The following is a 26,436-nucleotide window of genomic DNA, read 5'->3' on the forward strand; positions in this document are numbered from 1 at the left end:
CGTACTGCTGACCTGCCACGCCGGACTGGGGTGACCTCCGCCGGCCGCCGCGAACCGGCCGACGGCCTCAGATCCGTACGCCCCACATGAACGGCATCCCGCTGCGGGCCATCGACTCGTACCGCACCTGGGTGCCGGGCTTCGGCGCGTGGAGTATCTGCCCGTTCCCGGCGTAGAAGCCCACATGGCTCAGGTCGGTGCGCATGATGACGAGGTCGCCGGGCTTGAGCGCGCCGATCGAATTGATCCGGGTGCCGGCGTTGGCCTGGGCCTGCGACGTGCGGGGCAGCGAGACGTCGGCCTGCTTGAACGCCCAGGAGGTCAGGCCGGAGCAGTCGAAGGACCCAGGACCGGTGGCGCTCCACACGTACGGCATGCCGACCCGGCTCTTCGCCGCGTCGAACGCCGCGGCCGCACGACCGGAGGCGCTGGTCTCGTTGCCCGGCTCGCCCTGCTGGCTCGCCAGTTCGCCCTGCTGGCTCGCCAGTTCGGTCCGCTCGCTCGCCCGGTTGGCCCGCTCCTCCTTGGCGGCCCGCTCGGCCCGCTCCTCGGTCGTGAGCGTGTTGAGGAGCCGCTGCGCCTCCGCCAGCTTGCCCTGGATCTCCTTCTTCTTGCTGCCCAGCTCCTTGCGGGTCTCCTGGAGGCTGCCGAGCTTCTCCGCGGCCTGAGTGCGCTGCTGTTGCAGGGCGCGCTGCTGGGAGAGGAACCGCTTGAGCGTGTCCGACTGCCGTGCGCTGAGCCGGTCGAGGCCCGACGCCTGGTCCAGGTAGGCGTCGGGGTCGGCGGAGAGCAGCAGCTGGAGGGAGGGGTCGAGACCACCGCTGCGGTACTGGGCCGTGGCCGCCGAACCGAGCTGATGCCGCAGCTCGTTGAGCGCCGCCTGCTTGCGGACGACCTCCTCGTGGAGGTTGTCGGCCTCCTTCTGCAGCTTCCCGGCCGATTCCTTCGCCCCGTTGTACTTCTCGGTGGCCTGGGTGGCCTGCTCGTACAGCCGGTCGACCTGCGCCTGGACGCCCTTCTTGTTCGGGTCCGGCAGCGGATCGGCGGATGCCGACTGCGCCGACAGCGCGACCGTCACCGCCGCGGTCGCGGTGAGCACGGACGTGTATCCGTGACGGGGCTGCTTGGGACGACGGTGGGACGCCACTGAGGCGGGCTCCTTCTTCCTCGGCCGCTGCCCGAAAGTCCATGGACCGTCAAGTACCGCTGCGGGAAAGCGGCTTCAGCGACACCTCCACCGGTGACCCGGGCGGGCGACCGGCTGTTCGGAGGCCGAGCCACGCATACTAATCAAGTTAGTGACTCACATTCAAGCGCGGCCGGAGAAGCGCCCCTTGCCACCCGATCATGCTGTGGCCTGCTCAGTCGTCGAGGATCCGCTCCCACAGCAGCCCGTCCCGCCAGCTCCCGTCGAGAAAGATCGCCGAGTGCGCGACGCCGTACGGGGTGAACCCGTTGCGACGCAGCACCCGTTGCGACGGCAGGTTCTCCAGGTTGGTGGACGCCTCGGCGCGGTGCAGGCCGAGTTCGTCCGTCATCACCCGGAGTACGAGCCCGACGGCGCTCCCGGCGTGCCCCTGATTCTGGGCGACGGAGGCGATCCAGTAGCCGACGGAGCCGCGGCGCAGATGCGGCTGCGGCAGGATGCCGCCCACGGTGACCTGCCCGATCACCTGGTCGTCGGCGAGCACCACGCCCGGCCAGACCGTGCCGGCCCGGTATCCGGCCAGCAGGCCCTCGATCCGTTCCGCCTGGCCCTCCGGCGTGAAGTAGGCGGCCGGCTGAGCCGGTTCCCACGGCCGGAAGGCCTCGACGTCCCGCACCCGGTGCGCGGCGATCGGGGCGGCGTCGGTGGGCTCTATCAGGCGGATCGTGGTACTGCTGCGCATGGGGGCGGTCCTCGTCGCGGTGCGTCGGGTGGGACGGCCAACCTATGCGAGGGCGCCCGGGCCGCCACCCGGCAGCGGGAGCCGGTGGCGGTCAGGGGACCTTCACCCAGTCGAGGGTGCGTTCCACCGCCCTCTTCCAGCCGGCGTAGCCCTCCGCGCGCTGCTCCTCGGACCACTGGGGCGACCAGCGCTTCGACTCGTGCCACTGGGCGCGCAGCTCGTCGGTGTTCTGCCAGAAGCCGGTGGCGAGCCCCGCCGCGTAGGCCGCGCCGAGAGCGGTCGTCTCGGCGACGACGGGACGGCTGACCGGAACGCCGAGGACGTCGGACTGGATCTGCATGCAGAGGTCGTTGGCGGTGACTCCGCCGTCGACCTTGAGCACGTCGAGATGGACCCCGGAGTCCTGTTCCATGGCCTCGACCACGTCGCGGCTCTGGTAGCAGATGGCTTCCAGGGTGGCCCGTGCCAGGTGGGCGTTGTCGTTGTACCTGGCCAGGCCGACGATCGCGCCGCGGGCGTCGGACCGCCAGTACGGAGCGAACAGGCCGGAGAAAGCGGGTACGAAGTACACGCCGCCGTTGTCCTCGACGCTTCGGGCCAGCTCCTCGCTCTCGGGCGCCGACTTGATGATCTTCATCTGGTCGCGCAGCCACTGCACCGCTGACCCGGTGACGGCGATGGATCCCTCCAGCGCGTAGACCACCGGACTGTCGCCGAACTGGTAGGCCACCGTGGTGAGGAGCCCGTGCTCCGAGCGGACCAGCTCGGCGCCGGTGTTGAGCAGCAGGAAGTTGCCGGTCCCGTAGGTGTTCTTGGCCTCGCCCGGGGCGAAGCAGACCTGGCCGACGGTGGCCGCCTGCTGGTCGCCGAGGACGCCCCCGATGGGAATCGCGGCGCTCAGCGGCCGGGAGGTGCGGGTGGAGCCGTAGGCATCCGGATGCGACGAGGGGTTGATCTTCGGGAGCATCGCCCGGGGGATGCCGAAGAAGCCCAGGAGTTCCTCGTCCCAGTCGAGGGTCTCCAGGTCCATCAGCATGGTGCGGCTCGCGTTGGTCACATCGGTGGCGTGGATACCGCCGTTCGGGCCGCCGGTCAGGTTCCACAGGACCCAGGCGTCCGTGTTGCCGAAGATCGCGTGACCGGCCTCGGCCGCCTCCCGTACGCCGTCGACGTTCTCCAGGATCCACTGGATCTTGCCGCCGGAGAAGTACGTCGCCGGCGGCAGCCCGGCCTTGCGGCGGATGACCTCTCCCTGCCCCGAGCGTTCGAGGTTCGCCGCGATGGCGTCGGTACGGGTGTCCTGCCACACGATGGCGTTGTAGTAGGGCCGCCCGTTGCGCGGGTCCCAGACCACCGTGGTCTCGCGCTGGTTGGTGATCCCGATGGCCTTCAGGTCCGTCGGCGAGAGACCGCCGTGCCGCAGGGCGTTCTGGATCACCGAGTTGGTGCGCTCCCAGATCTCCACCGGGTCGTGCTCCACCCAGCCGGAGCGGGGCAGGATCTGCTCGTGCTCCAGCTGGTGCTTGGCGACCTCGTTGCCGCCGTGATCGAAGATCATGAACCGGGTGCTGGTGGTCCCCTGGTCCACCGCGCCGATGAAGTCCGCCATGATGTGTGTCGCCTCTCCGGCTGGTGTGGTCAGTCCTGGGAAGTCGTCAGTCCTGGGAAGGCGCCGGGACGCGTCCCGGCGGTTCGGGTGCGGCGGACGGCAGGAAGCGTCCGATGAGGGCCTTGTAGAGGCCCGCGCCGAGCAGGCCGCCGATCAGCGGGCCGAGGATGGGCACCCAGAAGTAGAGATTCCCGTACTGGTCCCGCCACGCGCCCCCGTAGCCGGTGAGGAAGCTCGCCAGCCGGGGGCCGAAGTCACGGGCCGGGTTGATCGCGTAACCCGCGTTGGTACCCCAGGCCATGCCGATGGCGACCACGATCAGCCCGATGATGAACGGGCCCAGGTTCGAGCCGGGCGGGGTGTTCAGCAGGTCCGTGACGGCCATGATCAGCAGCAGCAGCAGGGCGGTGCCGATGATCTGGTCGCGGAACGCGCCCCATTCGTGGACCGGCAGCGCCGGGTTGCCGTTGGCCGGCAGGGTGGAGAACACGGACTGCGTCTTGATGGTGTGCCCGGGGTCGGCCTTCGCCAGCGCCTCGCTGTAGTTCCACCGGACGAGGAGCGCGGCCACGAAGGCGCCGGCCGTCTGCGCCAGCGCGTACGGAGCCACCTTGCTCCACGGGAACCCCTTGAACGCGGCCAGGGAGAGCGTCACCGCGGGATTGAGATGGGCTCCGCTCAGCCGCGCCGCCACATAGACGCCGAGCGTGACGCCCAGCCCCCACGCCCAGGCGATGCTGTCGTGGTCCCCGAGCCCGCCGGGCGGATCCGTGAGAGCTCCGCCCGCCGCCACCTGGGCGACCACTCCGCACCCGAAGAGGATGAGGATCATCGTGCCCGCGAACTCGGCGGACAACTCGCCGAGCAGTCCGGACTTCCTGCGTAGTTCAGCCATGGGAGCTCGCCCTCCGCCGACGGCGCCGGCTGTCGACTATCCAAGCAGTGTCAGCAGGCTAAGCCGTCCCGCGAAATAGGGCATATCGGGAGGTCGTCGCCGCGATCGCAGCGGCGGTGGACCTGCCGGTCATCGGCCTGTGGAAGGACGGCGACGCCGGGGTGTACATCACCCCGACCGTCCGGCACGCCCTGGCCGTCGCCGCGTCGGGCGCCGCCGTGGTCGCCGCCGACGCCACCGACCGGCCGCGCCCGGACGGCTCCACACCGGATCTGGACCTCGTGGCGTCCCTGTCGGCCGCGATCTCCGTACCCGTCGTCGCCGAGGGGCGCGTCAACACCCCCGAGGAGGCCGCCGAGGCGCTCGCCCTGGGCGCCCACAGCGTCGTGGTCGGCACCGCCATCACCGCACCCACCGCCCTGACCGCCCGCTTCGCCGCCGCACTGGCACCCGGACCGGGCGGCGGCGCGGGCGAAACCGCCCGGGGCTGAACCAGCAGGCGGCGGCCCACCGGTCGCGCCTCACCCCGCCTCGGGGGCGCGACCACCGGTCTGAGACGCTGTCCGGCACCTGACCAGGTGCTCCTTCCGCCCGGCGCCCATCGCACCCGACCAGGTGTTCCACCCGTCCGGCGCGGCACCGCACCTGATCCACCCGCAAGGAAGACATGCAGGGAGTCCTCACCGGCTTCACGGTGATCGCCACCGTCATCGCCGTCGGGTACGTCATAGGCCGCCGCGGATATCTGGGACAGGACGGCCGCACCGTGCTGACCCGGCTGGCCTTCAACGTGGCGACCCCGGCCCTGCTCTTCACCATGCTCGCCGGCGCGGACCTGTCCGTCGTCCTGTCGACACGCCTGCTGGTCACCGCGACGGCCACGGCCGCCGCAGCGGGAGTCTTCGTCGTGGTGGCCGGGCTCTTCCTGCGCTGGGACGCCGGACGGGTCACCATCGGCGCCCTGTGCTCCAGTTACGTCAACGCCGGGAATCTGGGCATCCCCATCGCCGTCTACGTCCTCGGGGACGCCTCGCTCGTCGCCCCGGTGCTGCTCCTCCAGCAGATCGTGGTGACCCCGCTGGTCCTGACCGTCCTCGATCTCGGCCGCCCCGGAGAGCCGGTCTCGGTCCTCCGGCGGCTGACCACCCCGCTGCGCAACCCGATGGCGATCGGATCGCTGGCCGGTGTCGCCGTGGCCGCGTCCGGCCGGACCCTGCCCGGACCCCTGCTGGAGCCGCTCGTCCTCATCGGCAACATGTCGGTCCCCGCGGTCCTCCTCGCCTTCGGGATATCCCTGTACGGCGGCGAGCGTCCGGGCCGGGGCGAGGACCGGGGCGCGCTGTACCTGTCCGCCTTCCTGAAGACGGTCGTCCAGCCGGTCGTCGCCTGGGCCGTCGGCGCGGGACTGTTCGGGCTGCGGGGCGAGGCGCTGCTGGCCGTCGTCGTGATCGCGGCTCTCCCGGCCGCCCAGAACCTCTTCACCTACGCCTCGCACTACGGGGTCGCCGAGCGGTTCGCCAGGGAGTCGATCCTGCTGTCCACCCTGCTCTCCGTCCCGGTGCTGATCACCGTCGCCGCGCTGCTCGGGCGGTAGCCCCCTACCCGGTACCGGGTGTGACGCAGACCACTCCTGGATGAGAACCCGGAGGCCCCGCCCCGCGTCTGGCCGGTGTGAGACTACGAAAGAAGCGGCCCCCGGAGCCGGCCGAGGAACACCTCCTCCGCCTGGTCGCCGACGGCGACCGCGCCGCGTTCGACGAGCTGTACCGGCGCACCTCGCCCTGGCTGGCGGTACGGCTGCGGCGCCGGTGCGCCGACGAGCAGATCGTCGCCGAGGTCATGCAGGAGACCTACCTCGCCGTGTGGCGTGCCGCCGGCGCCTTCGTCGGCAGCGCCGTCGGCGGAAGCGCCGCCGGGTGGCTCTGGACGATCGCGGCCCGCCGCCTCGTCGACGCCTTCCGCCGCCGTGCCCACCACGCCGAACCGCCCGTCGCCGCCGCCGGACGTGCCACCGCCCCGGCAGCCGAGGACGAGGTGCTGGCCGCCGCCGTCGGCGGAGAGGTCGGGGACGCGCTGCGGACCCTCGCCCCGGAGCTGCGGCAGGTGCTCCAGGCCCTGGTGCTCGACGGGCTCTCGGTCCGGGAGACCTCGGTCCTGCTCGACCTGCCCGAAGGCACCGTCAAGACCCGGGCCCGCCGGGCCCGTATCGCCATGAGAAGGGCACTGGCATGAGCGTCGAGCACCCGTCGGAACGACTCGTCGACAGCTACGCGCGCGGGGACACCGGCCTGCCCGCCGACGAACTGTGGGCCGTGGAGGCGCACATGGAGCAGTGCGCCGACTGCCGGGGCCGGCTGGCCGGCGCGGCGGCCGGCGTACCCGCCGTCACCGCCCTGCTGACCGCCGTCCGCGAAGGCCTGGAGCCGGCCCTGGACCGATCCACACCCGCCCCGCGCCGTCGCCGCCGCCCCACGGCCTGGGCCACCCCGGTCATGGGCCCCTGGCTGGCCATGGTCATCGGCGTGAGCGTCGTCGCGGTGCTGCTGGACCGCACCGCGGGCTGGACGCGTGGCGCACCGCCCGTCCTGCTGCTGGCGCCGGTCCTGCCGCTCGCCGGAGTCGCCGCCGCCTGGTCGCGTGGACTGGACCCGGCGTTCGAACTGACCGCCGTCACCCCGCGCGCCGGGCTGTCCCTGCTGCTGCGGCGCACCCTGACCGTGCTCGCCGTCGTCCTCCCGGTGCACCTGGTCGCCGGACTCCTGACGGGCGTCGCCCTCGCGCAGTGGCTCCTGCCCTCCCTCGCCCTCACCGCGACGGCGCTGGCGCTCGGCAGCGTCATCGGCGTCGGCCGCGCCACCGCCGCGCTCGGCGCGCTGTGGACCGCGGTGGTCCTCGCCCCGGCCGCGGCCCTGGGCCGGCTCTTCCTCCTCCAGCCCGAGCACCTCCCGCTCTGGGCCCTGACGCTCGCCGCCGCGGCCGGCGTCGTCCTGGCCCGCCGCGGCGCCTACACCACCCGCAAGAGCCTGCGATGACCCCCCGCAAGGAGCAACGGATGACCGTCCCCACCGGCGCGCTCGACACCGCGCCACGCCTCTACGCCCACGAGATCCATGCCACCGGCCTCACCGTCAAGGTCGGCCGCGACCGGCTCGCCGTCGACGGGCTCGACCTCGCCCTGGGCACCGGAACCCATGGTCTGCTCGGCCCCAACGGCGCCGGCAAGACCACCCTGATCCGGACGCTCGCCACCGTCCTGCGCCCCACCGGGGGAGACCTCGAACTGTTCGGCCACTCCGTCCGCGACAGCGCCCGCCACCGCGAGCTGCGCCGCCGCATCGGCTATCTGCCGCAGGAGTTCGGCTACTACAAGCGGTTCACCGTCCGGGAGTTCGTCACCTACATGGCCTGGCTGAAGGAGATGCCCGCACGGGACATCCCCGGCGCCGTGCAGCGCGCCGTGGAACGGGTCGGACTCGCGGACCGGGCCGACAGCCGGATGAAGGCGCTCTCCGGCGGCATGGTGCGCCGCGTCGGCATCGCCCAGGCCATCGTCAACGACCCCTCGGTGCTGCTGCTCGACGAACCCACCGTCGGCCTCGACCCGGCACAGCGCCTCCAGTTCCGCGCCCTGCTCCAGGAACTCGGCCGGGAGAGCTGTGTGCTGGTCTCCACCCACCTGGTCGAGGACGTCGCCGCGGCCTGCACCGATGTGGTGCTCTTCGACCGGGGCCGGCTCGTCTTCCAGGGGACCCCCGAGGCGCTGGCCGCAGCCGGAACCGCCGACCAGCCGGGCGACAGCCCCCTGGAACGCGGTTACTCCGCCCTCCTGTCCGGCTCCGACCACGGAAAGGGCAACTGGTGAACCTCCGCGTCCTGCGCACCGAACTCCTGCGCTCCGCAGCGCCCTTGGCTGGCCTCACCGTCCTGGCCGGCGGGTTCGCCTTCCTCTACGGCATCGACGGGAACTGGTGGGGCACCTCGGTCGACTGGACCGGGCAGTGGACCTCGCTGGCGCTGTGGACCCGGGGGCTGCTCGCCTACCTGTGGCCCCTGGTCGCCGGGATCGGCGCCCTCTACGGACTGCGGGACCACCGCTCCCGGATGCCGGAACTGCTGGCCGCCACCCCCCGGCCCGGATGGCAGCGCGCGGCGGCCCCGGCGGCCGCGGTCGCCCTGGCGCTGGCCGCCGGGTTCGGGGCGCTGCTGGTGTGGGGCGGCGTCCAGGTGGCGCTCGGCCCGACCACGTACGCCCACCTGGGCTGGCTGCCCATCTCGGCCGTCGCCCTGCTGGCCCTGGTGGCGGCCGCGGTGTTCGGCATGGGCGTGGCACGGGCCCTGCCCTCACCGCTGACCCCGCCGGCCGTGGCGGTCGTGTTCCTCGCGGCGACCGTGTTCCTGATGCAGCAGACCGACAGCGAACTGCCCACCGTCCGCGTCGGCTCCCAGCTGCTCTCGCAGCTCTCCCCGGCGGTCGCCGAGCCGCGCCAGGTGCTGCTGACCCTCACCGGCGCCGTGCACCTGGGCCAGACCCTGTGGCTGCTCGGTCTCCTGGCCACCGGCTTCGTCCTGCTGAGCGCCACGCGCCGACGGGCCCGCCTGACGGCTGTGACACCCGTCTTCGCCGGAGCAGCCCTGGCGCTGCTGGTGCTGCCCGGCGACGCGCGCGGTGGCTACCGTATCGACCCGGCGGCGGTCGCCCCGGTGTGCGAGGGCCGGGTCTGCGTCACGGAGGTGCACCGGCACCGGCTCGACGCCCTGGCGCCCTCCGCCACCCGGGCGCTGGGCGTCCTGGACACCGTGCTCGGCGACGCGGCGCCCCGACAGGTACGGGAGGAGACCGCGCTCCGGGCCGTGGGCGAGGAGCGTCGGCTCGCCCCGGCGTCGGTGCTCGTCAACTTCGAGGACCCGCAGATCGACGCGGCGCGGGGCGATCAGCTGGTGCGCCGCCTCGTCGGCGAGGGGCTCGCGCCGAGTTGCCGGGCCATCACCTCCCGGGAGTTCGGCGGCGACGAGGTGCTCGTCGTGCAGAGCGTGCTGGCGAGCTGGGCGCTGGGCACGTTCCGGCCCATCGAGGCGGATGTGTACGACCGCGAGGCCTACCGGGCCTCGATGGGGAAGGCGTGGAAGCAGTTCACGGCACTCTCCCCCGACCAGCAGCGGAGCCGGGTCGCCGAGGTGCGCGAAGCCGCCCTGGACTGCGAGTTCACCTGGGCCGACGACCTGGCCGGGGGAGCGCGGTGACGGGCGGCCTCCTGCTGTACGCGCGGTCGCGGCGGGCCCCGGCCACGGCCGGAGCGCTCCTCGCCTCGGCGGTGCTGCTCGGGGCGGGCGCTGCGGCCGACGGCGTCGCCGATCCGCGGCTGAGCGTCCTGGCCGTGGCGGTCGCCGTCGCCGCGGCGGCCCCCGGGCTCGGCGGCCAGGACGCCGCCCTGGACCGGACGGCGGCGATCCGCTGGGCCCCGCTCCGGGCGGCGCACGTCCTGCTGATCGCCGCCGCCGTCACCCTCGTGCTCCTGGCGGCGCAGACGGCGGGGCGGGACCCCGTGACGGCGGCGTTCCTGCTCCGGGACGCCGCCGGGCTGACCGGTCTCGCCGCGCTCGGAGCCGTCGTGTTCGGTGCGGAGTACGCCTGGACGCCGGTCGTCGGCTGGCCGGCCGTCACCTTCTTCGCACCGCCCGACCCGGGCGGGGTCGGCGGCTGGCTGCTGGCCCCGCCCGATGCCGGGGCCGCCGCCTGGACCGCCGGCGCCCTGCTGGCGGCGGGCGCCACCGTCTACGCGGCGGCCGGACCCCGGAGGTGACCGCCGGCAGGGAGGCCCCGCCGGTCGCGGCTACTTCGTGATGCCGTGCTCCGCCGCCCAGTCGTTCGCGACGTCCTCGGGGTCCTTCCGGTCCTTGTCCACCAGGCGGTTGAGCTCGGTGAGGTCCTCGGTCGTCAGTACGGCCCCGAGGCGGGCGAGCGCCTTGCGGACCGTCGAGTCGGCCTTGCGGTCGGCGATGAGCGGAACGACGTGCTGGCCGGGGATGAGGTTCTTGGGGTCGGTGAGGACGACCCAGCCCTCGGCGGCGATGTCGGTGTCGGTGGTGAAGAGGTTCGCCACGTCCACGTCGCCCTTCTTGAGGGCTCCCTTGACCAACGGGCCCGAGGAGTCGAGGGACTTGAACTCCTTGAACTCCACGCCGTACACGTCCTTGAGGCCCACCGAGCCCACCGTGCGCTTCTTGACCTCGGGGGCCGCGCCGATGATGAGCTTGCCGTTGTGCCGCGCGAGGTCGGCCAGGGACTTCAGGCCGTACTCCTCGGCGGTCTCCTCGGTGACCGCGAAGGCGTCGGCGTTCTCCGCCTCGCCGTACGGGAGGATCTGGAGGCCGCGCGGCAGGAGCATCGCCAGGGCGTTCTGCATCGTGCCCTCCTCGGTGGCCGTGGCCTCGGCGTCGAGGTAGTGCAGCAGCGCGCCCTGGTACTCGGGCAGCAGATCGATGTCGCCGCCCTTCAGCGCGGGGATGAGGATCTCGCGGGTGCCCAGGTTGGGGCGGACCTTCGTCTTCACCCCGGAGGCTTCGAGCGTCGCGGCGTAGAGGTACCCGAGGACCTGGTTCTCGGTGAAGTTGGCGGTGCCGATGGTGACGCCGCCCTCGCTGGAGCCCCCGCCCCCGCCGCCGGCGCCCTCCCCGTCGAGGGAGGTGATGCCGCCGCCGCACGAGGCGAGCGCGGGGACGGTGGCGGCGGCGAGGAGTCCGCCGAGGAGGTTTCTGCGGTTCATGGGGGGCTCCTAGGCCTGGTTCCGTGTGGCGGGGCGGTGGCGGAAGACGACGCGTTGGAGGGCGGAGAGCGCGAGATCGAGGACGACGGCGACGAGCGCCACGAGCACGGCGCCGCCGAGCACCTGCACGAGGTCGCGCTGGGCGAGCCCGTCGAAGACGTACCGGCCGAGCCCGCCGAAGGAGACGTACGCGGCGATGGTCGCCGTCGCGACGACCTGGATGAGCGCGAGCCGGAGCCCGGTCATGATCAGGGGCAGCGCGAGGGGCAGTTCGACCTGGAGGAGGACCTGGTACCAGCGCATGCCCTGGCCGCGAGCCGCGTCCCGCACCTCCGGGTCGACCGCCGTCATCCCGGCGTAGGTGTTGGTGACGATGGACGGCACCGCGAGCGCCACGAGGGCGATGTAGACCGGCCACATCGACAGGCCGCTGGCGAGGAAGACGAGGACCACGAGCCCGACCGTGGGCAGCGCCCGCCCGAAACTGGACAGATTGATGGCGATGAACGCGCCGCGCCCGGTGTGGCCGATGAGCAGACCGACCGGCAGGGCGATGGCGGCGGCGACGAGCGTGGCGAGCAGCGAGTACTGGAGGTGCTCGGCGAGGCGGTGCCCGATGCCGTCGGAGCCGGTCCACTGCTCGGCGCCGACCAGCCAGTCGCCGAGGCCCTTGAGGAGTTCGTACATGAGGTCAGGCCCCCTGCTTCTGCCGGCGGGTCCACGGTGTCAGGACGTACTGGAGGGTGACGAGCAGGGCGTCCGCGACGAGTGCGAGGAGCAGCGTCAGGACGACGCCGACGATCACGGGGGTGGGGAAGTTGCGCTGGAACCCGTCGGTGAAGAGCTGCCCGAGCCCGCCGTCGCCGATGTACGTGGCCACGGAGACGAGGGAGATCGCCATCACCGTCGCGATCCGCACGCCCGCCATGATCACGGGGAGGGCGAGGGGCAGTTCGACGGTGAGCAGGGTGCGCAGCGGACGGGAGCCCATCGCCTTCGCGGCTTCCTTCGTCCGGGCGGGGACGGAGTCCAGGCCCTCGACGGTGTTCCGCAGGAGCACGACGAGCGTGTAGATCGTCAGGCCGATGACGGTGGTGGTGCGGGTGAGCCCGCTGACCGGCAGGAGCAGCACGAACACGGCGATGGACGGGATCGTGAACAGGACGTTCGACAGCCCGAGGAGCAGCCCGCGCAGCCTGCGCACCCGGTGGGCCACCACGGCCAGGGGGAGCGAGACGAGGAGACCGAGGAGTACGGCGGTCAGGGCGGCCTGGAGGTGGGAGAGCGTGAGGGCGGTGAGATCGTCGGTGTGGTCGGCTATCCACGACCAGTCGACACTCACGCCGCCACCGTGCTCGCCGCGCTGTGCACCCGGCCCGCGCGGTCGTGGATGTCCTCGCGGGACGTCACGCCGGTGAGGACGCCGTCCGCGTCGACCCGGGCGACCAGGCCGCTCGGCGCGGCGATCGACTCGTTGAGCGCGGAGAGGAGCGAGTCGGCGTCCCGCAGGGGCCGGACCGGCGTCTCCGTGTCCGTCTCCTCGTCGCGCCAGGCCAGCGGCTTGCGGGCCGCGTCTAGGGCGAGCCGCCAGCGGCCGCCTTCGGGAGCGGGGCCCTGGGCGACCTCTTCGAGCGTCGTCAGGGACAGCAGCCTCAGGCCGCGCTCCGCGCCGAGGAAGTCCGCGACGAACGCGTCCGCGGGGCGGGCCAGGAGCTCGGCGGGGGAGGCGCACTGGACGAGATGGCCACCGGTGCGGAAGACGGCTATGCGGTCGCCGAGCCGTACGGCCTCGTCGATGTCGTGCGTGACGAAGACGATCGTCTTGTTCAACTCCCGCTGGAGTCGCAGCAGTTCGTCCTGGAGCTGGGTGCGGACCACGGGGTCGACGGCGCCGAAGGGCTCGTCCATCAGGAGGACCGGCGGGTCTGCCGCCAGCGCGCGGGCCACGCCGACGCGCTGCTGCTGGCCGCCGGAGAGCTGGTGCGGGTAGCGCTTCCCCGCGTCCGCGGCCAGGCCGACCGTCTCCAGGAGTTCCGCCGCCCGGGCCCGCGCCTTCCTGCGGCCCCAGCCGAGCAGCAGCGGTACGGTCGCGATGTTGTCCAGGACGGTGCGGTGCGGGAAGAGCCCGGACTGCTGGATGACGTAGCCGATGGAGCGGCGCAGCTCGGCGGCGTCCTGCTCCAGGACGTCCTTGCCGCCCACCCTGATCGTCCCGGAGGTCGGTTCGACCATCCGGTTGATCATGCGGAGCGTGGTCGTCTTGCCGCAACCGGAAGATCCGACGAGGACGGTCACGCCCCCTTCCGGCAGATCGAGCGTGAGGTCGTGCACCGCGGTCGTGCCGTTCGGGAAGCGCTTGTGGGCCTTGTCGAATTGGATCATGAGGAGTCCCTTGCCCGACTGCATATCATCATGCAGAGTTCTCGGTGACTGAATAGGTTGTCAATAGGTCGTCGCCGTGCGGGCGTGAATCCCTGGTCATCAGAGGTCGCAGGACAAGACGGAGTGCCCGGCAGAGGAGGAATTGCTACGGATGTCGTCTCATATCTCGGACAGGGCGGTAGGCGGCAACAGTGCGATCGTCATACTGGACGGCCGACGCATGATGGTCGCAGATGTCGTACGAATGGCCGAATCCGCCGCCCGGCCCGTTCCGGGGGCCGAGGGCATGAAGCGCGTGGAAGCCTCCTGGAACGCCGCGCGGGAAATCGCTTCGTGGGGTCGCGTCTACGGTCGTTCCACCGGCGTGGGGGCGAACCGGAACGAGACCGTGCCCACGGAGGCCGCTTCCGGACACGGACTGCGCCTGCTGCGCAGCCACGCCGGGGCGATCGGCGAGGAGCTGCCCGCGCGGCAGGTCCGCGCCATGCTCGCCGTCCGCGCCAACCAGCTCCTCGCCGGCGGCGCGGGACTGCGCCCGACCGTCGTCACCGCGCTCTGCGAAGCCCTGGAGACGGGCGCCTACCCGAAGGTCAACGAGTTCGGCTCGGTCGGCACCGGCGACATCGCCGCGCTCGCGCAGCTGGGCCTCGCGCTGGCGGGCGAACACCCCTGGCAGGGCGCCGGGGCCGCCCCCGCACCGCAGCCCCTCGACAACAACGACGCCCTCGCCCTGATCAGCAGCAACGCGCTCACCCTCGGCCAGTCCGCCCTCGCCCTGCACGAGCTGCGTACCCTGATCGCGGCCACGCAGGTGGTGGCGGCCCTGTCGCTGATGGCGATCGACGGGAGTTACGAGGCCTACGCGCTGCCCGTGCACGAGGCGCGGCGGCACGCCGGTTCGTACGCGGTCGCGGAGCGGATGCGGCTGCTGCTCGGCGCCCCCGACCGCCCCACGCCGCCGCTCGGCCGGATCCAGGACCCGTACGGCTTCCGCTGCGTGCCCCAGATCCACGGGCCCGCGCACGATGCGGCGGACGCGCTCGAAGAGGTCCTCGCGGTCGAGATCAACGCGGCGGCCGAGAACCCGCTGATCTCGGCCGACGATATGGCCGCCTACCACCACGGCGGCTTCTACCTCGCCCAACTCGCCCTTTCTCTGGACCACTTCAGACTCGCGGTGACCCAGGTGGCCCGGCTGTCCACCTCCCGGCTCTCGACGCTGAACGAACCGGGCTTCACCCGCCTGCGTCCGTTCCTCGCGGACGGCGAACCGGCGTCGTCGGGCGTGATGATCCTCGAATACGCGGCCGGGGCGGCGCTCGGCGATCTGCGGGCCTTCTCCGCGCCCGCCTCGCTCGGCCACGCGGTGCTCTCGCGGGGTGTCGAGGAGCAGGCCAGTTTCGCTTCGCTGGCCGCACGGCAGACCCTGCGGGCGTGCCAGGCGTTCCGGCTCGTCGTGGGCTGTGAACTCGTCGCGGCCGTCAGGGCGTTGCGCCAGCGCGAGCTGCGCCTCGACCCGGAGCTGCCGGTCGGCCGGGCTTTCGGACTCGCCGCCTCGGTGCTCGACGCGGAGCCGGCCGACCGGCCGCTGACGGACGATGTGGCCGCGGCGGCCGGGCTGCTCGACCGGTTCGCGGAGCTGGGGGAGGCCTCGGTCCGGTCCCGGCCCGGGGGCTCACCCGAAAGTGAAGGCATAGGCCTGTAGGCCCTCGTCCAGGCGGAGTTCGAGGCGTGCGGTGCGCGGGTCCCGGTCGTCGGTGAGCCGGTGGAGGGTCGGCTCGCCGGTCACCCGGAGGGTCCTGGTGACCTCGCCGTTCACGAGAACGGTGACCTCGCCGGTGCCGGCGAGGACGATGTTGGCGTTCTTCGCCCGGTAGGTGAAGGCCAGCCGGGCCTCGCGCCCCGCCGTGAACTCCTCGTACCCGGCGGTCCATGTGCCGTCCAACGACAGCTTGCCGAGCGGCAGATCGCCCTTCGGGAAGCGGTAGACGGCCGGCTGGTCGTCCACGAGGGGTGTGCCGACGTAACCGCGGATGCGCAGGTTGCTCAGATAGGTCTCCGGAGTCCGGTCGGCGGCCAGATCGTCCATGGCCCGGTCCGTGGGCTCCGGAAGGACGACGGTGGGATCCGCCTGCCGGAGCAGCTCACGGATCATGTTCTCCGTCCGGTCGTACTGACCCTCACCGAACTTGAAGTAGCGGACCGTGCCCTCGGCGTCGATCAGATACTTGGCGGGCCAGAACCGGTTGCGGTAGTTGTCCCAGGTGGCGAGGTCGTTGTCGAGGGCGGCGGGCCAGTCCACTCCGAGCTTCCCGGCGCCGGCGACGACATTGCTCCGCTTCTTCTCGAAGGCGAACTCGGGGGAGTGCACCCCGATGACGCGCAGCCCGGCGTCCCGGTAGGCACGCTCCCAGTCGCGGATGTGCGGCACCGCGCGCTGGCAGTTGATGCAGGAGTACGTCCAGAAGTCGATCAGCGTGACCTTGCCGCGCAGGCTCTTGAGGTCGACGGGGCGGTCGCCGGGGGTGTTGAACCAGGAGTCGATGCCCTCCAGCGCGGGGGCCGGCCCGCACGAGCGCAGTTCGTCGGCGCCGTCCTCGCAGCGGGAGAGCTCCTTGTTGGAGTTGTCGTACAGACCGGACAACTGCTGCCGGGCGGCGTCGCTGTCCTCGATCTTCCGCTGGACACCGGAGGTGTAGTCGGGCAGCGACCGCTGGATGGCGGCGGTGACATCGAGGGCCAGGGCCAGCGCGAGGACGATCATCAGCGACCCGGCGGCGATCCGCAGCCCCCGGGCCCGCCTGCGGAACGCGGCGACCCGGTCGGCCACCCTCCGCCCGGCCAGGGCGAACACGAGCAGCGGCACGGCGGTGCCGACGGCGAAGGACAGGGTCAGCACCACGATGTCGGAACTGATCTCGCCCCGGGCCCCCGCGATGGTGATCGCGGCGAGCACGGGCCCCGCGCACGGCACGTACAGCAGGCCGAGGCCCAGACCGAGGACGAAGGCGCTGCCCTCCTTGTTCACCTGGCGCTGCGGGATACGGGCGAAGGGCTTCTCCAGCAGGCGCTCGACGGGCGGGAAGATCAGGCCCAGGCCGATGAGGACGAGCAGTCCCAGGCCCACGTACCGCAGGATGTCCTGCGGCAGACCGAGGGCGGAGATGATCGTCACGCCGAGCAGGGTGAAGAACGCGAAGCTGACGACGAGGCCCGCGACGACGGCGTAGGGACGCCGGTTGCGCGGCGGACGTCCGGGAGCCTCCGGGGCAGCGGTCGCGACAGCGCCGCCGCCCCCTGTCGTCCCACCGCCGCCACCGGCCTCGGCGTCGCCCGGGGCCCGGACCGGTCTGCCCGCGGCCTCGCCGTCCTCGCCCCGCCCGGAGCCGCCGGCCAGGAACACCACCGGCAGGACGGGCAGGATGCAGGGCGACACCGCGGTGATCAGCCCGCCCAGCAAGCCGATCAGCATCAGCGTGATCATGACGTACCGCCTCTCGCGGGAGAGAGCGGCGGTGTCCGCGACCCTCACCACGTATTCGGGGCCGGGCGATCACCGGATTGGTTGCCGGGAGACGTGAAGCGGGCGCGCGGCCCCGAGCGGACGCCCCCGGGCACCACCGCGACCAGGCCCTGCCGCACGGCGCTCCCCGTCACGCTTCCGCGCGCGCGGCGCTCCCCGCCAACGCTTTCGCGCGCGGGGCGCGAGCTGCCCCCTCCCTCCTCCTCCTCAGGAGCGGGTGGCGGTCCCGCAGCCCTCCTCGTCACCCTCCCGCATACGCTCCTCCATCGACGTGCTCCGGTCGTACGGGTCGACCTCGGCACCGTCGCGCGCCTCGGCGTCGGTGCGCTCGGCGAGGAACGCGGGGGTCAGATAGCCGGTGTGGGTGTCGCAACCGCCGTTGGTGGTGTCCACCTTGTAGGAGACGAGGGAGAACGTCCCCGGCTCGGTCACGATCTTCGCCGGGTCGTCCCAGCTCATCACCACCTCGCGGCGCACGATGGTGCGCGCCACCTCGTCGCTGTCCCCCTCGGCGCGCACGACCGGGTAGACGTAGGTGACGTCGGTGGACACCCGCACCGCACCGCGCTCGCCCTCCTGGAAGGTGACCCGGCCGCGGGTCTTGACCACGTTCCCGGCCGGCCGCACATCGGAGGGCCGGAAGCGGCTGAACAGCAGAAGCGGGTCGTTCTCGCGATCGGGTGCGCGGAGCGCCTTCCCGAGGAAGCCCCGCACATCCGCCTGGTGCGGGTTGATCAGAGCGATGGCCTCGGTCGGCCGCTCGCCGCGCAGCACGGCGGGGTCGAGGCTGGAGGCGGCGAGGAAGTCCCGGGTCTTCGCGAGCGCGTCCGCGACCTCCGCCCTGCTCATCCAGCCGGTCGCCCGCGCCTCGGGCAGGTGGATGCCCGCCGTTCCGTCGCTCCATCGCGCGGCCGGCGATCCCCTGAACGGCTCGTCCGGGGTGGGCGGCCGCTCCGCGGCCTCCTGCGCGGGCGCACCGGTCGGGCGCTCCGACTCGGCGGCGAGGGGCGTGGCGTTCGCACCGTCGTCGCCGTCGAACCAGCTGCCGATCCCCCAGGGGCCGACGGCCACGACCACCACGGCGACGGCGGCCGCCAGACCGAGCGCGGCCCAGCCCCTGCCCCTGCGCCGCCGGGCCGGCGTGTACGTCCGCCACCCCTCCGGCGGGCCGGACCCCTCCTGGAGTCGCTGCGCCACCATCCGGGCCCGGGCCGACGGCTCCTCGGGCGCTCCCCGGCCCCCGGCCTCGGCCTCCCTCAGGAAACGCTCCCACTCCTCGTCCGGTATGGACGCCCCGCCCTTGCTCAACTCACCGCTCCCGCCGCGTGCGTACGGCTCGGTCCCTCCCCAGGTCCGAGCGCTGACCGGGGCATCATCACACGGCCCGCCGACACTCGGGGGCGGCGGTCCCGTCAGCGGCCGGGCGCCCCGACGCGCAGTCCGTCCATGACGAGATCCAGCAGCCGGCCGGCCCTCGGCTCCCAGTCCTCGCGCGGATCGATCTGCCAGAGACCGGCGATGGCGAGGAAGAAGTCGTCAGGGGTCACCCCGGGGCGGACGACGCCGGCGTCCTCGCAGGCGCGGAGCAGGGTTCCGGCCGCCTCCATGACCGGGGTGGGGCCTGGCTTGGCGGGTCCGCCCGGCGCGCTGGTGACCAGCCGGATCGCGTCCGCGAGGCCGGCCTTGGTCATGGCGAAGCCCGCGAGGCGGTCCATCCACTCCCGCAGGGCCCGTTCGGGCGGCCGCGTCCGGAGCAGCTCGCCCGCGGCATCGGCGACCTGCTGCATCTCGTAGCGGTAGACCTCCAGGACGAGGGCCTCCCGGTGCGGGAAGTTGCGGTAGAACGTGCCCTGCCCGACGCCCGCCTTCTTGGCGATCGCGCTCAGCGGGGCGTCCGCGCGCAGCGTCAGCTCAGCCATGGCCACGCGCAGGATGCGCTCGCGATTGCGCTGCGCGTCGACACGCAGGGGGGCGTCCTTCTCCGGCTGGGACACGGATCCTCCTCGCGGGTTCGTGGCCGAAACCCGTCCTTGTTAACCGGACAGCTGTCCGTTACGTTTTTTTCCGTGAACGGACAACAGTCCGGTTAGGGCTACCTTAGCGCCGGTCGCGTTCGCCGGTGGCCGGATCGACCGGTCCCGGCCGGCGGTCCGGTTCCTCGTCACCCGAGACCAGAGAAGGCTGATCATGGCCCCAGCGACCTCGTCGACGTCCAGTGCGATCACCCTGAACATCAACGGCGAGAAGCACCACCTGCCCATCGACCACCGCACCACCCTGCTCGACGCCCTGCGCGAGCGCCTCGACCTCACCGGCACCAAGAAGGGCTGCGACCAAGGACAGTGCGGCGCCTGCACCGTCCTGGTCGACCGGCGACGCGTCGTCTCCTGCCTCAGCCTCGCGGTCGCGGCCGAGGGGCGCGAGATCACCACCATCGAAGGCGTGGCCGAGGGCGACGAACTGCACCCCGTCCAGCAGGCCTTCCTCGACCTCGACGGCTACCAGTGCGGCTACTGCACACCCGGCCAGATCTGCTCGGCCATCGCCGTCATCGAGGAACACGCGGCCGGCTGGCCCAGCGCCGTCACCGACGACCCGGGGCCCGAGGCGGGACCGCCACCGCTGACGCCCGACGAGATCCGCGAGCGCATGAGCGGCAACCTGTGCCGCTGCGGCGCCTACGTCTCGATCGTCCAGGCCGTCGCCCGCGCCGCCGCGTCCCACTCCGAGGGCCGGACGGCGGACACGAAGGAGACCGCCGCGTGAAGGAGTTCGGCTACCAGCGAGCCCACGACGTCACCGGTGCCCTCGCGCTCCTCGCCGCCGACCCGGACGCGCGGTTCCTCGGCGGCGGCACCAACCTCGTCGACCTGATGAAGTCCGGCGTGGAGCGCCCCGCCCGCCTCGTCGACATCCGCGAACTCCCCCTGGACCGGATCGAACCCACGGCGGACGGCGGACTGCGCATCGGGGCGACCGTCACCAACAGCGACCTCGCCGCCCACCCCGAAGTGCGCCGCCACTACCCGGCGTTGTCCCAGGCCGTGCTGGCCGGAGCCTCCGGGCAGCTGCGCAACATGGCGACCGTCGGCGGCAACCTCCTCCAGCGCACCCGCTGCGGCTACTTCACCGACGTCTCGGGGCCCTGCAACAAGCGGGCCCCGGGCAGTGGTTGCCCCGCCGTCGCCGGCGAACACCACAACCACGCCGTCCTCGGCGCCTCCGGCCACTGCGTGGCCGTGCACCCCTCCGACATGGGCGTGGCGCTGACGGCGTTCGACGCGGTGGTCTCCTACGAGAGCGCCGACGGGCCCGGCGAGACGCCGTTCACCGACTTCTACCTCCCCGTCGGAGACACCCCGCACCGGGAGACCGCCCTGCCGCCCGGCGCGCTGATCACCCACGTCAGCCTCCCCGCCGCGCCCGTCGCCGCCCGCTCCCGCTACCGCAAGGTGCGCGAACGCGCCTCGTACGCCTTCGCCATCGGCTCCGTCGCCGCGGCGCTCGACATCGAGGACGGCCTCGTACGCGAAGCACGGCTCGCCCTCGGAGCCGTCGCCTCCCGGCCCTGGCGCGCCCGTGCGGCGGAAGCCGTACTGACCGGAGCGCCGGCCGACGGCGCGACCTTCGCCGCCGCGGCGGACGCCGAACTGGCCGCCGCCCGGCCGCTGCCCGACAACGGATACAAGGTGACCCTCATGCGCAACCTCGTGGTCTCCGTACTCACCGAACTCGCCGGAAGGGACGCCCGATGACGACCACCACGCCGGGACCCCGGGCCGTGCGCGGAGCCGTCGGCGTCGCCCACACCCGCGTCGAGGGCCGCGACAAGGTCACCGGCGCGGCCCGCTACGCGGCCGAGATCCCGCATCCGGACCTGGCCCACGGCTGGCTCGTGCTGTCCACGGTCACCCGTGGCCGGATCCTCGCCGTGGAGACCGCCCCGGTCCTCGCCATGCCGGGCGTGCTCACCGTGCTGCACCACGGCAACGCCGCACGCCTGAACCTCGACTACGTCGGCATGCTCGGCACCCCGCCGGACCCGACCTGCGCCGTCTTCCAGGACGACCGGGTGCCGTTCGCCGGCTGGCCGGTCGCGCTCGTCGTCGCCGAGACCTCCGAGGAGGCCCGGGAGGCCGCCGAAGCGCTCGTGGTGACGTACGAGCGGGAGCCCCACGACACCGCGCTCGTCGCCGGCCACCCGGACGCCTACCCCGCCGCGAGCCACATGGCCGCAGAGACGGAGAAGGGCGACCTGGAGGACCGGCTGGCCGCGTCCGCCCATGTGGTGGACGCGCGGTACACCACCCCCGAAGAGCAGCACAGCATGATGGAGCCGCACGCGGCCACCGCCCACTGGGACGGCGGCCGGCTGGAGGTCATCGACTCCAACCAGGGCGCCGTCTGGGTCCAGAGCGAGCTGGCCACGATGTTCTCGCTCGACGCCTCGTCGGTGCGGGTCCGCTCCGAGCACATCGGCGGCGGCTTCGGCAGCAAGGGCCTGCGCGCCCACCAGGTGTCCGCCGTGATGGCCGCCACCGCCCTGCGGCGCCCGGTGCGCGTGGTGCTGACCCGGCGGCAGACGTTCACCCTGGGCGGCTACCGCAGTCCCACCATCCAGCGGATCAGGCTCGGCGCGGCCCCCGACGGCCGGCTGCTGGCCCTGGAACACCTCTCGCTGAACCAGACGTCGACGGTGTACGAGTTCGTCGAGCCCAGCGCGGGCGTCGCCCGGGTGATGTACGACGCCGAGGCGCACCGCACCGGCAACCACGTCGTACGGCTCGACGTGCCGTCCCCGACCTGGATGCGCGCACCGGGAGAGGCCCCGGGGTCCTTCGCGATCGAGGCGGCCCTCGACGAGCTCGCCGTACGCGCCGGGGTCGACCCGATCGAACTGCGCCTGCGCAACGAGCCGGAGGTGGGCCCCGTCTCGGGGCTCCCGTTCGGCAGCCGCAATCTGGCGGCCTGCTTCCGCGAGGGCGCGCGCAGGTTCGGCTGGGCGGACCGCGATCCGCGGCCCCGCATCCGCCGCGACGGACGCTGGCTGCTGGGCACCGGCACGGCGGCGGCCTCCTTCGGCGCCGGGGCCGCCCCGTCCACCGCCCTGGTCACGGCGGGGGCGGACGGTTCGTTCACCGTACGGATCACCGCCGCCGACATCGGCACCGGAGCCCGCACCGCGCTCACCCTGATCGCCGCCGACGCGCTGGAGACCGCGCCCGACCTGGTCCGGGTCCGTATCGGCGACAGCGACTTCGGCCCCGCGATGATCGCCGGCGGTTCCATGGGCACCCGCTCCTGGGCCTGGGCCGTCACGGCCGCCGCCGCCGAACTGCGGGAGCGGCTCGCGGTGACCACGAGCATCCCCCCGGAGGGGATCACGGTGCGGTCCGACACCACCGAAGCGCTCGCGAGCCTCGCGCGGAAGGAACGGCACTCCTACGGGGCGCAGTTCGCCGAAGTCGCCGTCGACACCGCCACCGGCGAGGTCCGGGTGCGCCGCATGCTGGGCGTCTTCGCCGCCGGCCGCATCGTCAATCCGCTCACGGCCCGCAACCAGCTTGTCGGCGGGATGACCTGGGGCGTCTCCATGGCCCTGCACGAGGAGGCGGTCCGCGACCGCAACAGCGGCGGTCACTACGCCCCCGATCTCGCCGGCTACCACGTGGCCACGCACGCCGACGTCCCGGACATCGAGGCGCACTGGGTGGACGACCACGACCCCGACGACCCGGTCGGCATCAAGGGCATCGGGGAGATCGGCATCGTGGGCGCGGCGGCGGCCGTCGCCAACGCGGTCTGGCACGCCACCGGCGCCCGCCACCGGGACCTGCCGATCCGCCCCGACCGGATCCTCGCGGCGGCCGTGCCGGACCCCGCCGGGGGAGCGCCGGATGTTTGACATCGCCGGTGAGCTGCACCGATGGATGGCGGAGGGCCGGGAGTTCGCCGTCGGCACCGTCGTCTCCGTCGCCGGCAGCGCGCCGCGCGGGCCCGGCGCGGCCCTCGCCGTCGACAGTGAGGGCACGGCGATCGGCTCGGTCTCCGGCGGCTGCGTGGAGGGCGCGGTCTACGAACTGTGCGCCCAGGCCCTCCAGGACGGCCGGACCGTGCGCGAGCAGTTCGGCTTCAGCGACGAGAACGCCTTCGCCGCCGGGCTGACCTGCGGCGGGGTCATCGACATCATGGTCACGCCGGTCCGCGCCGACTCGCCGGAACGCGCGGTGGTGGGAGCCGCGCTGTCCGCCGCGGTCGCCGGAACGGGGGCCGCCCTCGCCCGGGTGGTGAGCGGCCCGGACGGGTTCCTGGGTCGGGCACTGCTCGTCCGCGCCGACGGTGGTCACGAGGGCGGGCTCGGCGGGCGACCGGAGCTGGACCGTACGGCGGCGGCCGAGGCCTCGGCCCTGCTGGACGCCGGTCGCACCGGCGCCGTCACCCTCTCCGAGGACGGGACGCACTGCCCCGGCGGGCTCACCCTGCTCGTCGAGAGCAGCGTGCCACCGCCCCGCATGATCGTCTTCGGCGCGGTGGACTTCGCGGCGGCGCTGGTACGGGCCGGCAAGTTCCTGGGCCACCATGTGACGGTGTGCGACGCCCGTCCCGTCTTCGCCACCCGGGCCCGGTTCCCCGAGGCCGACGAGGTCGTCGTCGACTGGCCCCACCGCTATCTCCGGCGCACCCCCACCGACGGGCGCACCGTGCTGTGCGTGCTGACGCACGAGGCCCGGTTCGACGTGCCGCTGCTCACGGAGGCGCTGCGGATGCCCTCCGCGTTCGTCGGCGCGATGGGATCGCGCCGCACCCACGAGGACCGCGTGCGCCGACTGCGGGAGGCGGGACTGAGTGACCGGGAGCTGGACCGCCTACGTTCGCCCATCGGCCTGGACCTCGGAGCCCGTACGCCCGAGGAGACGGCCCTGTCCATCGCCGCGGAGATCGTGGCGGCCCGGCGGGGCGGCACGGGCCTGCCCCTGACCGGAGGCGCGGACCCCATCCACCGTGAACCGCGCCAGGAGTCCCACCGGGACCTGCGGGCGGTCAGCCGGCGCTGAGTCCGCCGCGGATCTCAGCGACGACGGCGGCGACGAGCTGGTCGAACTGCTCGTCCGCGGTGGGAAGGGATAGCGCGGCGGCCTCCCGGAGGGTGGGAACGTCGAGGTCGGCGTGAGCGGTGAGCCAGGTGTCGGGGACGAGCGTGTTCCGGTCGTCCCCGGCCCGGCCGGCGGGCCCGTCGACCACGAGGGCGAAGGACAGCACGAGCAGGGAGAGATGGCGGTGCGCCGCGAGCGCCGCCGGGAGGTCCAGGCCGATGTCCCGCAGCAGCCGGAGGAACCGGTCCAGGTTGAGCAGGCGGTTGGGGTGCACCGAGGCCGGGGGCGTCTCCTCGTCCAGGGAGACCAGCAGGGCGCGGGGCCAACGGCGGTACAGGGCGCGCAGGGAGCCCGCGTAGCCGGCGACGGAGGCCTCCCAGACCGCGGGGTCGAGCGGGGGCGGGTTCCAGGAGGTCAGCATCAGGTCGACGGCCAGGCTGACGACTTCCCCGCGATCCTCGACGTAGTTGTACAACGCCCGCACGGTCACGCCCAGTTCGGCGGCGAGAGCCCGCATCGTGAGAGCCGGGAACCCTTGTGCGCCTGCCATCTCCAGAGCCTTGGCGGCGATGATCCCGCGAGTGAGGACGGGGCGGCCCTTGCGTGTGGCGGGTCGGCGGCGAGGCGTGGCAGGCATGGCGACAGGGTACGGCCCGCTTGAACTACACGCATGTTGACTTTAGCGATGGAGGGAGCCAGGCTGGCCATGTCGCGGGCCTCCAGGGCTCGTTCGCCTGCTCTCGCCGTGCGGGCCGTCCACGCCCGTCGAGCCCGGAGGCCGATTCCGCATGCCTGCTCAGAAGTCCCGACGCCTTCCGCCGCTGAGCGGGGTGCTGGTGCTCGTGATGGCCTCCACGGGCCTGGTGGTCGTCGACCTGACGATCGTGGCCATCGGGCTCCCGCTGATCAGCGCCGACGTCGCGGACGGAGCCTCGGCCGAGTCCGTGGTGGTGACGTACATGGTCGCCATGGGCGCGCTCACCCAGGTCGTGGGAAGCCTGTCGGACCGCTGGGGCCGACGGGCCCTGTTCCTCGCCGGGATCGCCGTGTTCACCCTGGCCTCCCTGGCCGCGACCGTGGCGCCGGATCTGCTGTGGCTCAACGCCGCCCGTGTGGTCCAGGGGGCGGGAGCCGCCGCGATCATGGTGAACGGCATTCCGCTGCTCTCCGACCGCTATGAGGGCGAGGATCGCGACCTGGCGATCGGCGCCTGGGGCTCGTTCGCGACCGCGGCGGGCCTGCTCGCGCCGACCCTCGGCGGGGTGCTGGCCGAGAACTTCGGCTGGCGGGCGGTCTTCGCGGTCAACCTGCCCCTCGGCGTGGCCGCCTGGGTGCTGGCCGTACGCGTGCTGCCCCGCTCCCCGGGGGCGCCGGGGGCGGGGCGGACGGACTGGCTCGGCAGCCTGCTGCTCATGCTCGGCCTCGGCGCGGCGACGCTGCTGATGCTCCGCTCCGGCGACGCACCCTGGTCCGGGCGGGAGACCGCCGTGCTGCTCACCGCCTGCCTGGCGCTGGCCGCCTTCCTGGCCGTCCAGCTCCGGGTGCCCGCGCCGACGCTGGAGCTCCGGATGTTCGGCCGGCCCGCGTTCTCCGGTGCCATGCTGGCCGTCCTGCTCAGCCGTGTCCTGACCATCGGCGGCTCGGTCTACCTGGTGCTGTACTTCTCCGACGGCCTCGGTATGGGCCCGACCGGGGCGGGCCTGCTGATGACCCCGATCTTCCTCGCCCAGATCGTCATGGGCCTGGTCGGCTCCAAACTGATCGGCCGCTGGGCACCCGGCCTGGTCATCGGCGCCGGTTACGCGCTCAAGGGCGTCGGCCTCGCCGCTCTGGCGCTGCTGATCACCCCCGACACCCCGTGGTGGGCGCTGCTGATGCCGCTGCTCGCCTGGGGAGCGGGCGGCGGCATCGCGGGCGCACCCGTCATGGCCGTCGCCGTGCGGGTCACGGCCCCCGAACGGGTCGGCATGGTCGCCGGGACCGTCGCCACCCTCGCGTCCCTCGGCGCGGGGGTCGGAACCGCGGCCCTCGGCGCGGTCTTCACCCTCCACGGCGGCCACGGCGCCCAGGCGGTCACCGACGGGGCCCGAGCCGTGCTGGGCGTGTCCGCGGCGCTCGCGATCGTCGCCGTGCTCACCACCGTCACGCTCATCGGACCGCGCCGCGTCCCCGGCCCGCGCCCGGCCCCCGCCCCCACCCCGGCCTCGGCGGAGGAAGACGGCGATCCTTCGGCTGCCCGGACCTGAGGACCGCCGGAGACGTCGGCCAAGGGCCGGGCAG

Annotated in this window: 24 protein-coding genes and 1 pseudogene; 13 read left to right on the forward strand and 12 right to left on the reverse strand. The window is 73.1% G+C overall.

The features are described from left to right. Window positions 1–67: 67 nt before the first annotated feature. The 4 genes from D581_RS0114740 to D581_RS0114755 form a co-directional block, all read right to left on the reverse strand. A complete protein-coding gene (locus tag D581_RS0114740) occupies window positions 68–1,147 on the reverse strand; it encodes a C40 family peptidase (RefSeq protein ID WP_020679204.1) in 1,080 nt (359 codons plus the stop codon). Window positions 1,148–1,361: 214 nt separating this feature from the next. Then, a complete protein-coding gene (locus tag D581_RS0114745; RefSeq protein WP_018957986.1) occupies window positions 1,362–1,889 on the reverse strand; it encodes a GNAT family N-acetyltransferase in 528 nt (175 codons plus the stop codon). Window positions 1,890–1,980: 91 nt separating this feature from the next. Then, window positions 1,981–3,498, reverse strand: a complete 1,518-nt coding sequence (gene glpK, locus D581_RS0114750; RefSeq protein WP_018957987.1) for a glycerol kinase GlpK — start codon at window positions 3,496–3,498, stop codon at window positions 1,981–1,983. A gap of 46 nt (window positions 3,499–3,544) precedes the next feature. Continuing rightward, window positions 3,545–4,393, reverse strand: coding sequence for an MIP/aquaporin family protein (locus D581_RS0114755; protein ID WP_018957988.1), 849 nt, complete (start codon window positions 4,391–4,393; stop codon window positions 3,545–3,547). Window positions 4,394–4,482: 89 nt separating this feature from the next. Here D581_RS0114755 and D581_RS01000000137255 point away from each other — a divergent pair. The 7 genes and pseudogenes from D581_RS01000000137255 to D581_RS0114790 all read left to right on the forward strand — a co-directional run. Beyond that, window positions 4,483–4,884, forward strand: a pseudogene (locus tag D581_RS01000000137255) (tRNA-dihydrouridine synthase); the annotation flags it as partial. Between the two features lie 176 nt (window positions 4,885–5,060). Continuing rightward, complete coding sequence (locus D581_RS0114765) at window positions 5,061–5,987, forward strand: AEC family transporter (RefSeq protein WP_018957990.1); 927 nt, start codon at window positions 5,061–5,063, stop codon at window positions 5,985–5,987. A gap of 77 nt (window positions 5,988–6,064) precedes the next feature. Further along, the gene (locus D581_RS0114770; protein WP_018957991.1) at window positions 6,065–6,625 is read left to right on the forward strand and encodes an RNA polymerase sigma factor; all 561 of its coding nucleotides are present in this window, start codon (window positions 6,065–6,067) and stop codon (window positions 6,623–6,625) included. Next, window positions 6,622–7,425: a zf-HC2 domain-containing protein gene (locus tag D581_RS0114775; RefSeq protein WP_018957992.1), complete on the forward strand. Its 804-nt coding sequence runs from the start codon at window positions 6,622–6,624 to the stop codon at window positions 7,423–7,425. The genes D581_RS0114770 and D581_RS0114775 overlap by 4 nt, the downstream gene beginning before the upstream one ends. Then, a complete protein-coding gene (locus tag D581_RS0114780; RefSeq protein WP_032752717.1) occupies window positions 7,422–8,255 on the forward strand; it encodes an ABC transporter ATP-binding protein in 834 nt (277 codons plus the stop codon). The genes D581_RS0114775 and D581_RS0114780 overlap by 4 nt, the downstream gene beginning before the upstream one ends. Next, entirely contained in the window at window positions 8,252–9,634 is a 1,383-nt protein-coding gene (locus D581_RS0114785) for a hypothetical protein (protein WP_018957994.1), read from the forward strand. The genes D581_RS0114780 and D581_RS0114785 overlap by 4 nt, the downstream gene beginning before the upstream one ends. Further along, a complete protein-coding gene (locus tag D581_RS0114790; protein WP_018957995.1) occupies window positions 9,631–10,194 on the forward strand; it encodes a hypothetical protein in 564 nt (187 codons plus the stop codon). The genes D581_RS0114785 and D581_RS0114790 overlap by 4 nt, the downstream gene beginning before the upstream one ends. Window positions 10,195–10,224: 30 nt before the next feature. Here D581_RS0114790 and D581_RS0114795 read toward each other — a convergent pair whose 3' ends face one another. From D581_RS0114795 to D581_RS0114810, 4 genes are read right to left on the reverse strand one after another with little or no spacing between them, the layout of a single operon-like run. Then, window positions 10,225–11,157, reverse strand: coding sequence for an ABC transporter substrate-binding protein (locus D581_RS0114795; protein WP_018957996.1), 933 nt, complete (start codon window positions 11,155–11,157; stop codon window positions 10,225–10,227). 9 nt (window positions 11,158–11,166) lie between these two features. Next, window positions 11,167–11,844: an ABC transporter permease gene (locus tag D581_RS0114800; protein ID WP_018957997.1), complete on the reverse strand. Its 678-nt coding sequence runs from the start codon at window positions 11,842–11,844 to the stop codon at window positions 11,167–11,169. A 4-nt stretch (window positions 11,845–11,848) separates the two neighbouring features. Next, window positions 11,849–12,499 carry an ABC transporter permease gene (locus D581_RS0114805; protein WP_018957998.1) on the reverse strand — a complete coding sequence of 217 codons (651 nt, stop codon included), beginning with the start codon at window positions 12,497–12,499 and terminating at the stop codon, window positions 11,849–11,851. Continuing rightward, window positions 12,496–13,539 carry an ABC transporter ATP-binding protein gene (locus tag D581_RS0114810; RefSeq protein WP_032752742.1) on the reverse strand — a complete coding sequence of 348 codons (1,044 nt, stop codon included), beginning with the start codon at window positions 13,537–13,539 and terminating at the stop codon, window positions 12,496–12,498. Before D581_RS0114810 ends, D581_RS0114805 begins: the two co-directional genes overlap by 4 nt. A 151-nt stretch (window positions 13,540–13,690) precedes the next feature. Between D581_RS0114810 and D581_RS01000000137260 the strand changes: the two genes are divergently transcribed. Continuing rightward, the gene (locus D581_RS01000000137260) at window positions 13,691–15,244 is read left to right on the forward strand and encodes an aromatic amino acid ammonia-lyase (RefSeq protein ID WP_051114584.1); all 1,554 of its coding nucleotides are present in this window, start codon (window positions 13,691–13,693) and stop codon (window positions 15,242–15,244) included. On the opposite strand, the gene D581_RS0114820 is transcribed toward D581_RS01000000137260, so the two are convergent. The 3 genes from D581_RS0114820 to D581_RS0114830 all read right to left on the reverse strand — a co-directional run bounded on the left by D581_RS0114820 (window position 15,215) and on the right by D581_RS0114830 (window position 19,056). Then, a complete protein-coding gene (locus D581_RS0114820; RefSeq protein ID WP_026290522.1) occupies window positions 15,215–17,023 on the reverse strand; it encodes a cytochrome c biogenesis protein CcdA in 1,809 nt (602 codons plus the stop codon). The genes D581_RS01000000137260 and D581_RS0114820 overlap by 30 nt on opposite strands. A gap of 246 nt (window positions 17,024–17,269) precedes the next feature. Next, on the reverse strand, window positions 17,270–18,370 hold the full coding sequence (locus tag D581_RS0114825; protein WP_018958002.1) for a hypothetical protein: 1,101 nt from the start codon (window positions 18,368–18,370) through the stop codon (window positions 17,270–17,272). Between the two features lie 104 nt (window positions 18,371–18,474). Continuing rightward, entirely contained in the window at window positions 18,475–19,056 is a 582-nt protein-coding gene (locus tag D581_RS0114830; protein WP_018958003.1) for a TetR/AcrR family transcriptional regulator, read from the reverse strand. A gap of 193 nt (window positions 19,057–19,249) precedes the next feature. On the opposite strand from D581_RS0114830, the gene D581_RS0114835 reads away from it, so the two are divergent. From D581_RS0114835 to D581_RS0114850, 4 genes are read left to right on the forward strand one after another with little or no spacing between them, the layout of a single operon-like run. Continuing rightward, the gene (locus tag D581_RS0114835; protein ID WP_018958004.1) at window positions 19,250–19,828 is read left to right on the forward strand and encodes a (2Fe-2S)-binding protein; all 579 of its coding nucleotides are present in this window, start codon (window positions 19,250–19,252) and stop codon (window positions 19,826–19,828) included. Beyond that, on the forward strand, window positions 19,825–20,817 hold the full coding sequence (locus D581_RS0114840) for an FAD binding domain-containing protein (protein WP_018958005.1): 993 nt from the start codon (window positions 19,825–19,827) through the stop codon (window positions 20,815–20,817). Before D581_RS0114835 ends, D581_RS0114840 begins: the two co-directional genes overlap by 4 nt. Beyond that, window positions 20,814–22,967, forward strand: a complete 2,154-nt coding sequence (locus D581_RS0114845) for a xanthine dehydrogenase family protein molybdopterin-binding subunit (protein ID WP_018958006.1) — start codon at window positions 20,814–20,816, stop codon at window positions 22,965–22,967. The genes D581_RS0114840 and D581_RS0114845 overlap by 4 nt, the downstream gene beginning before the upstream one ends. Continuing rightward, a complete protein-coding gene (locus tag D581_RS0114850; RefSeq protein ID WP_018958007.1) occupies window positions 22,960–24,117 on the forward strand; it encodes an XdhC family protein in 1,158 nt (385 codons plus the stop codon). The genes D581_RS0114845 and D581_RS0114850 overlap by 8 nt, the downstream gene beginning before the upstream one ends. On the opposite strand, the gene D581_RS0114855 is transcribed toward D581_RS0114850, so the two are convergent. Further along, window positions 24,104–24,793, reverse strand: coding sequence for a TetR family transcriptional regulator (locus tag D581_RS0114855; protein ID WP_026290523.1), 690 nt, complete (start codon window positions 24,791–24,793; stop codon window positions 24,104–24,106). The two genes, D581_RS0114850 and D581_RS0114855, sit on opposite strands and share 14 nt — an antisense overlap. Before the next feature lie 151 nt (window positions 24,794–24,944). On the opposite strand from D581_RS0114855, the gene D581_RS0114860 reads away from it, so the two are divergent. After that, window positions 24,945–26,402 carry an MFS transporter gene (locus D581_RS0114860; RefSeq protein WP_026290524.1) on the forward strand — a complete coding sequence of 486 codons (1,458 nt, stop codon included), beginning with the start codon at window positions 24,945–24,947 and terminating at the stop codon, window positions 26,400–26,402. Window positions 26,403–26,436 lie beyond the last annotated feature (34 nt).

It is taken from the genome of Streptomyces sp. CNB091 (genome assembly GCF_000377965.1).

What these genes read in the sequence shown, in the direction of transcription:
- D581_RS0114745 (WP_018957986.1), bottom strand. Translation starts at nt 1,889, where the DNA reads ATGCGCAGCAGTACCACGATCCGCCTGATAGAGCCCACCGACGCCGCC.
- glpK (WP_018957987.1), bottom strand. Translation starts at nt 3,498, where the DNA reads ATGGCGGACTTCATCGGCGCGGTGGACCAGGGGACCACCAGCACCCGG.
- D581_RS0114755 (WP_018957988.1), bottom strand. Translation starts at nt 4,393, where the DNA reads ATGGCTGAACTACGCAGGAAGTCCGGACTGCTCGGCGAGTTGTCCGCC.
- D581_RS0114765 (WP_018957990.1), top strand. Translation starts at nt 5,061, where the DNA reads ATGCAGGGAGTCCTCACCGGCTTCACGGTGATCGCCACCGTCATCGCC.
- D581_RS0114775 (WP_018957992.1), top strand. Translation starts at nt 6,622, where the DNA reads ATGAGCGTCGAGCACCCGTCGGAACGACTCGTCGACAGCTACGCGCGC.
- D581_RS0114780 (WP_032752717.1), top strand. Translation starts at nt 7,422, where the DNA reads ATGACCCCCCGCAAGGAGCAACGGATGACCGTCCCCACCGGCGCGCTC.
- D581_RS0114795 (WP_018957996.1), bottom strand. Translation starts at nt 11,157, where the DNA reads ATGAACCGCAGAAACCTCCTCGGCGGACTCCTCGCCGCCGCCACCGTC.
- D581_RS0114800 (WP_018957997.1), bottom strand. Translation starts at nt 11,844, where the DNA reads ATGTACGAACTCCTCAAGGGCCTCGGCGACTGGCTGGTCGGCGCCGAG.
- D581_RS0114810 (WP_032752742.1), bottom strand. Translation starts at nt 13,539, where the DNA reads ATGATCCAATTCGACAAGGCCCACAAGCGCTTCCCGAACGGCACGACC.
- D581_RS01000000137260 (WP_051114584.1), top strand. Translation starts at nt 13,691, where the DNA reads ATGTCGTCTCATATCTCGGACAGGGCGGTAGGCGGCAACAGTGCGATC.
- D581_RS0114820 (WP_026290522.1), bottom strand. Translation starts at nt 17,023, where the DNA reads ATGATCACGCTGATGCTGATCGGCTTGCTGGGCGGGCTGATCACCGCG.
- D581_RS0114835 (WP_018958004.1), top strand. Translation starts at nt 19,250, where the DNA reads ATGGCCCCAGCGACCTCGTCGACGTCCAGTGCGATCACCCTGAACATC.
- D581_RS0114845 (WP_018958006.1), top strand. Translation starts at nt 20,814, where the DNA reads ATGACGACCACCACGCCGGGACCCCGGGCCGTGCGCGGAGCCGTCGGC.
- D581_RS0114850 (WP_018958007.1), top strand. Translation starts at nt 22,960, where the DNA reads ATGTTTGACATCGCCGGTGAGCTGCACCGATGGATGGCGGAGGGCCGG.
- D581_RS0114855 (WP_026290523.1), bottom strand. Translation starts at nt 24,793, where the DNA reads ATGCCTGCCACGCCTCGCCGCCGACCCGCCACACGCAAGGGCCGCCCC.
- D581_RS0114860 (WP_026290524.1), top strand. Translation starts at nt 24,945, where the DNA reads ATGCCTGCTCAGAAGTCCCGACGCCTTCCGCCGCTGAGCGGGGTGCTG.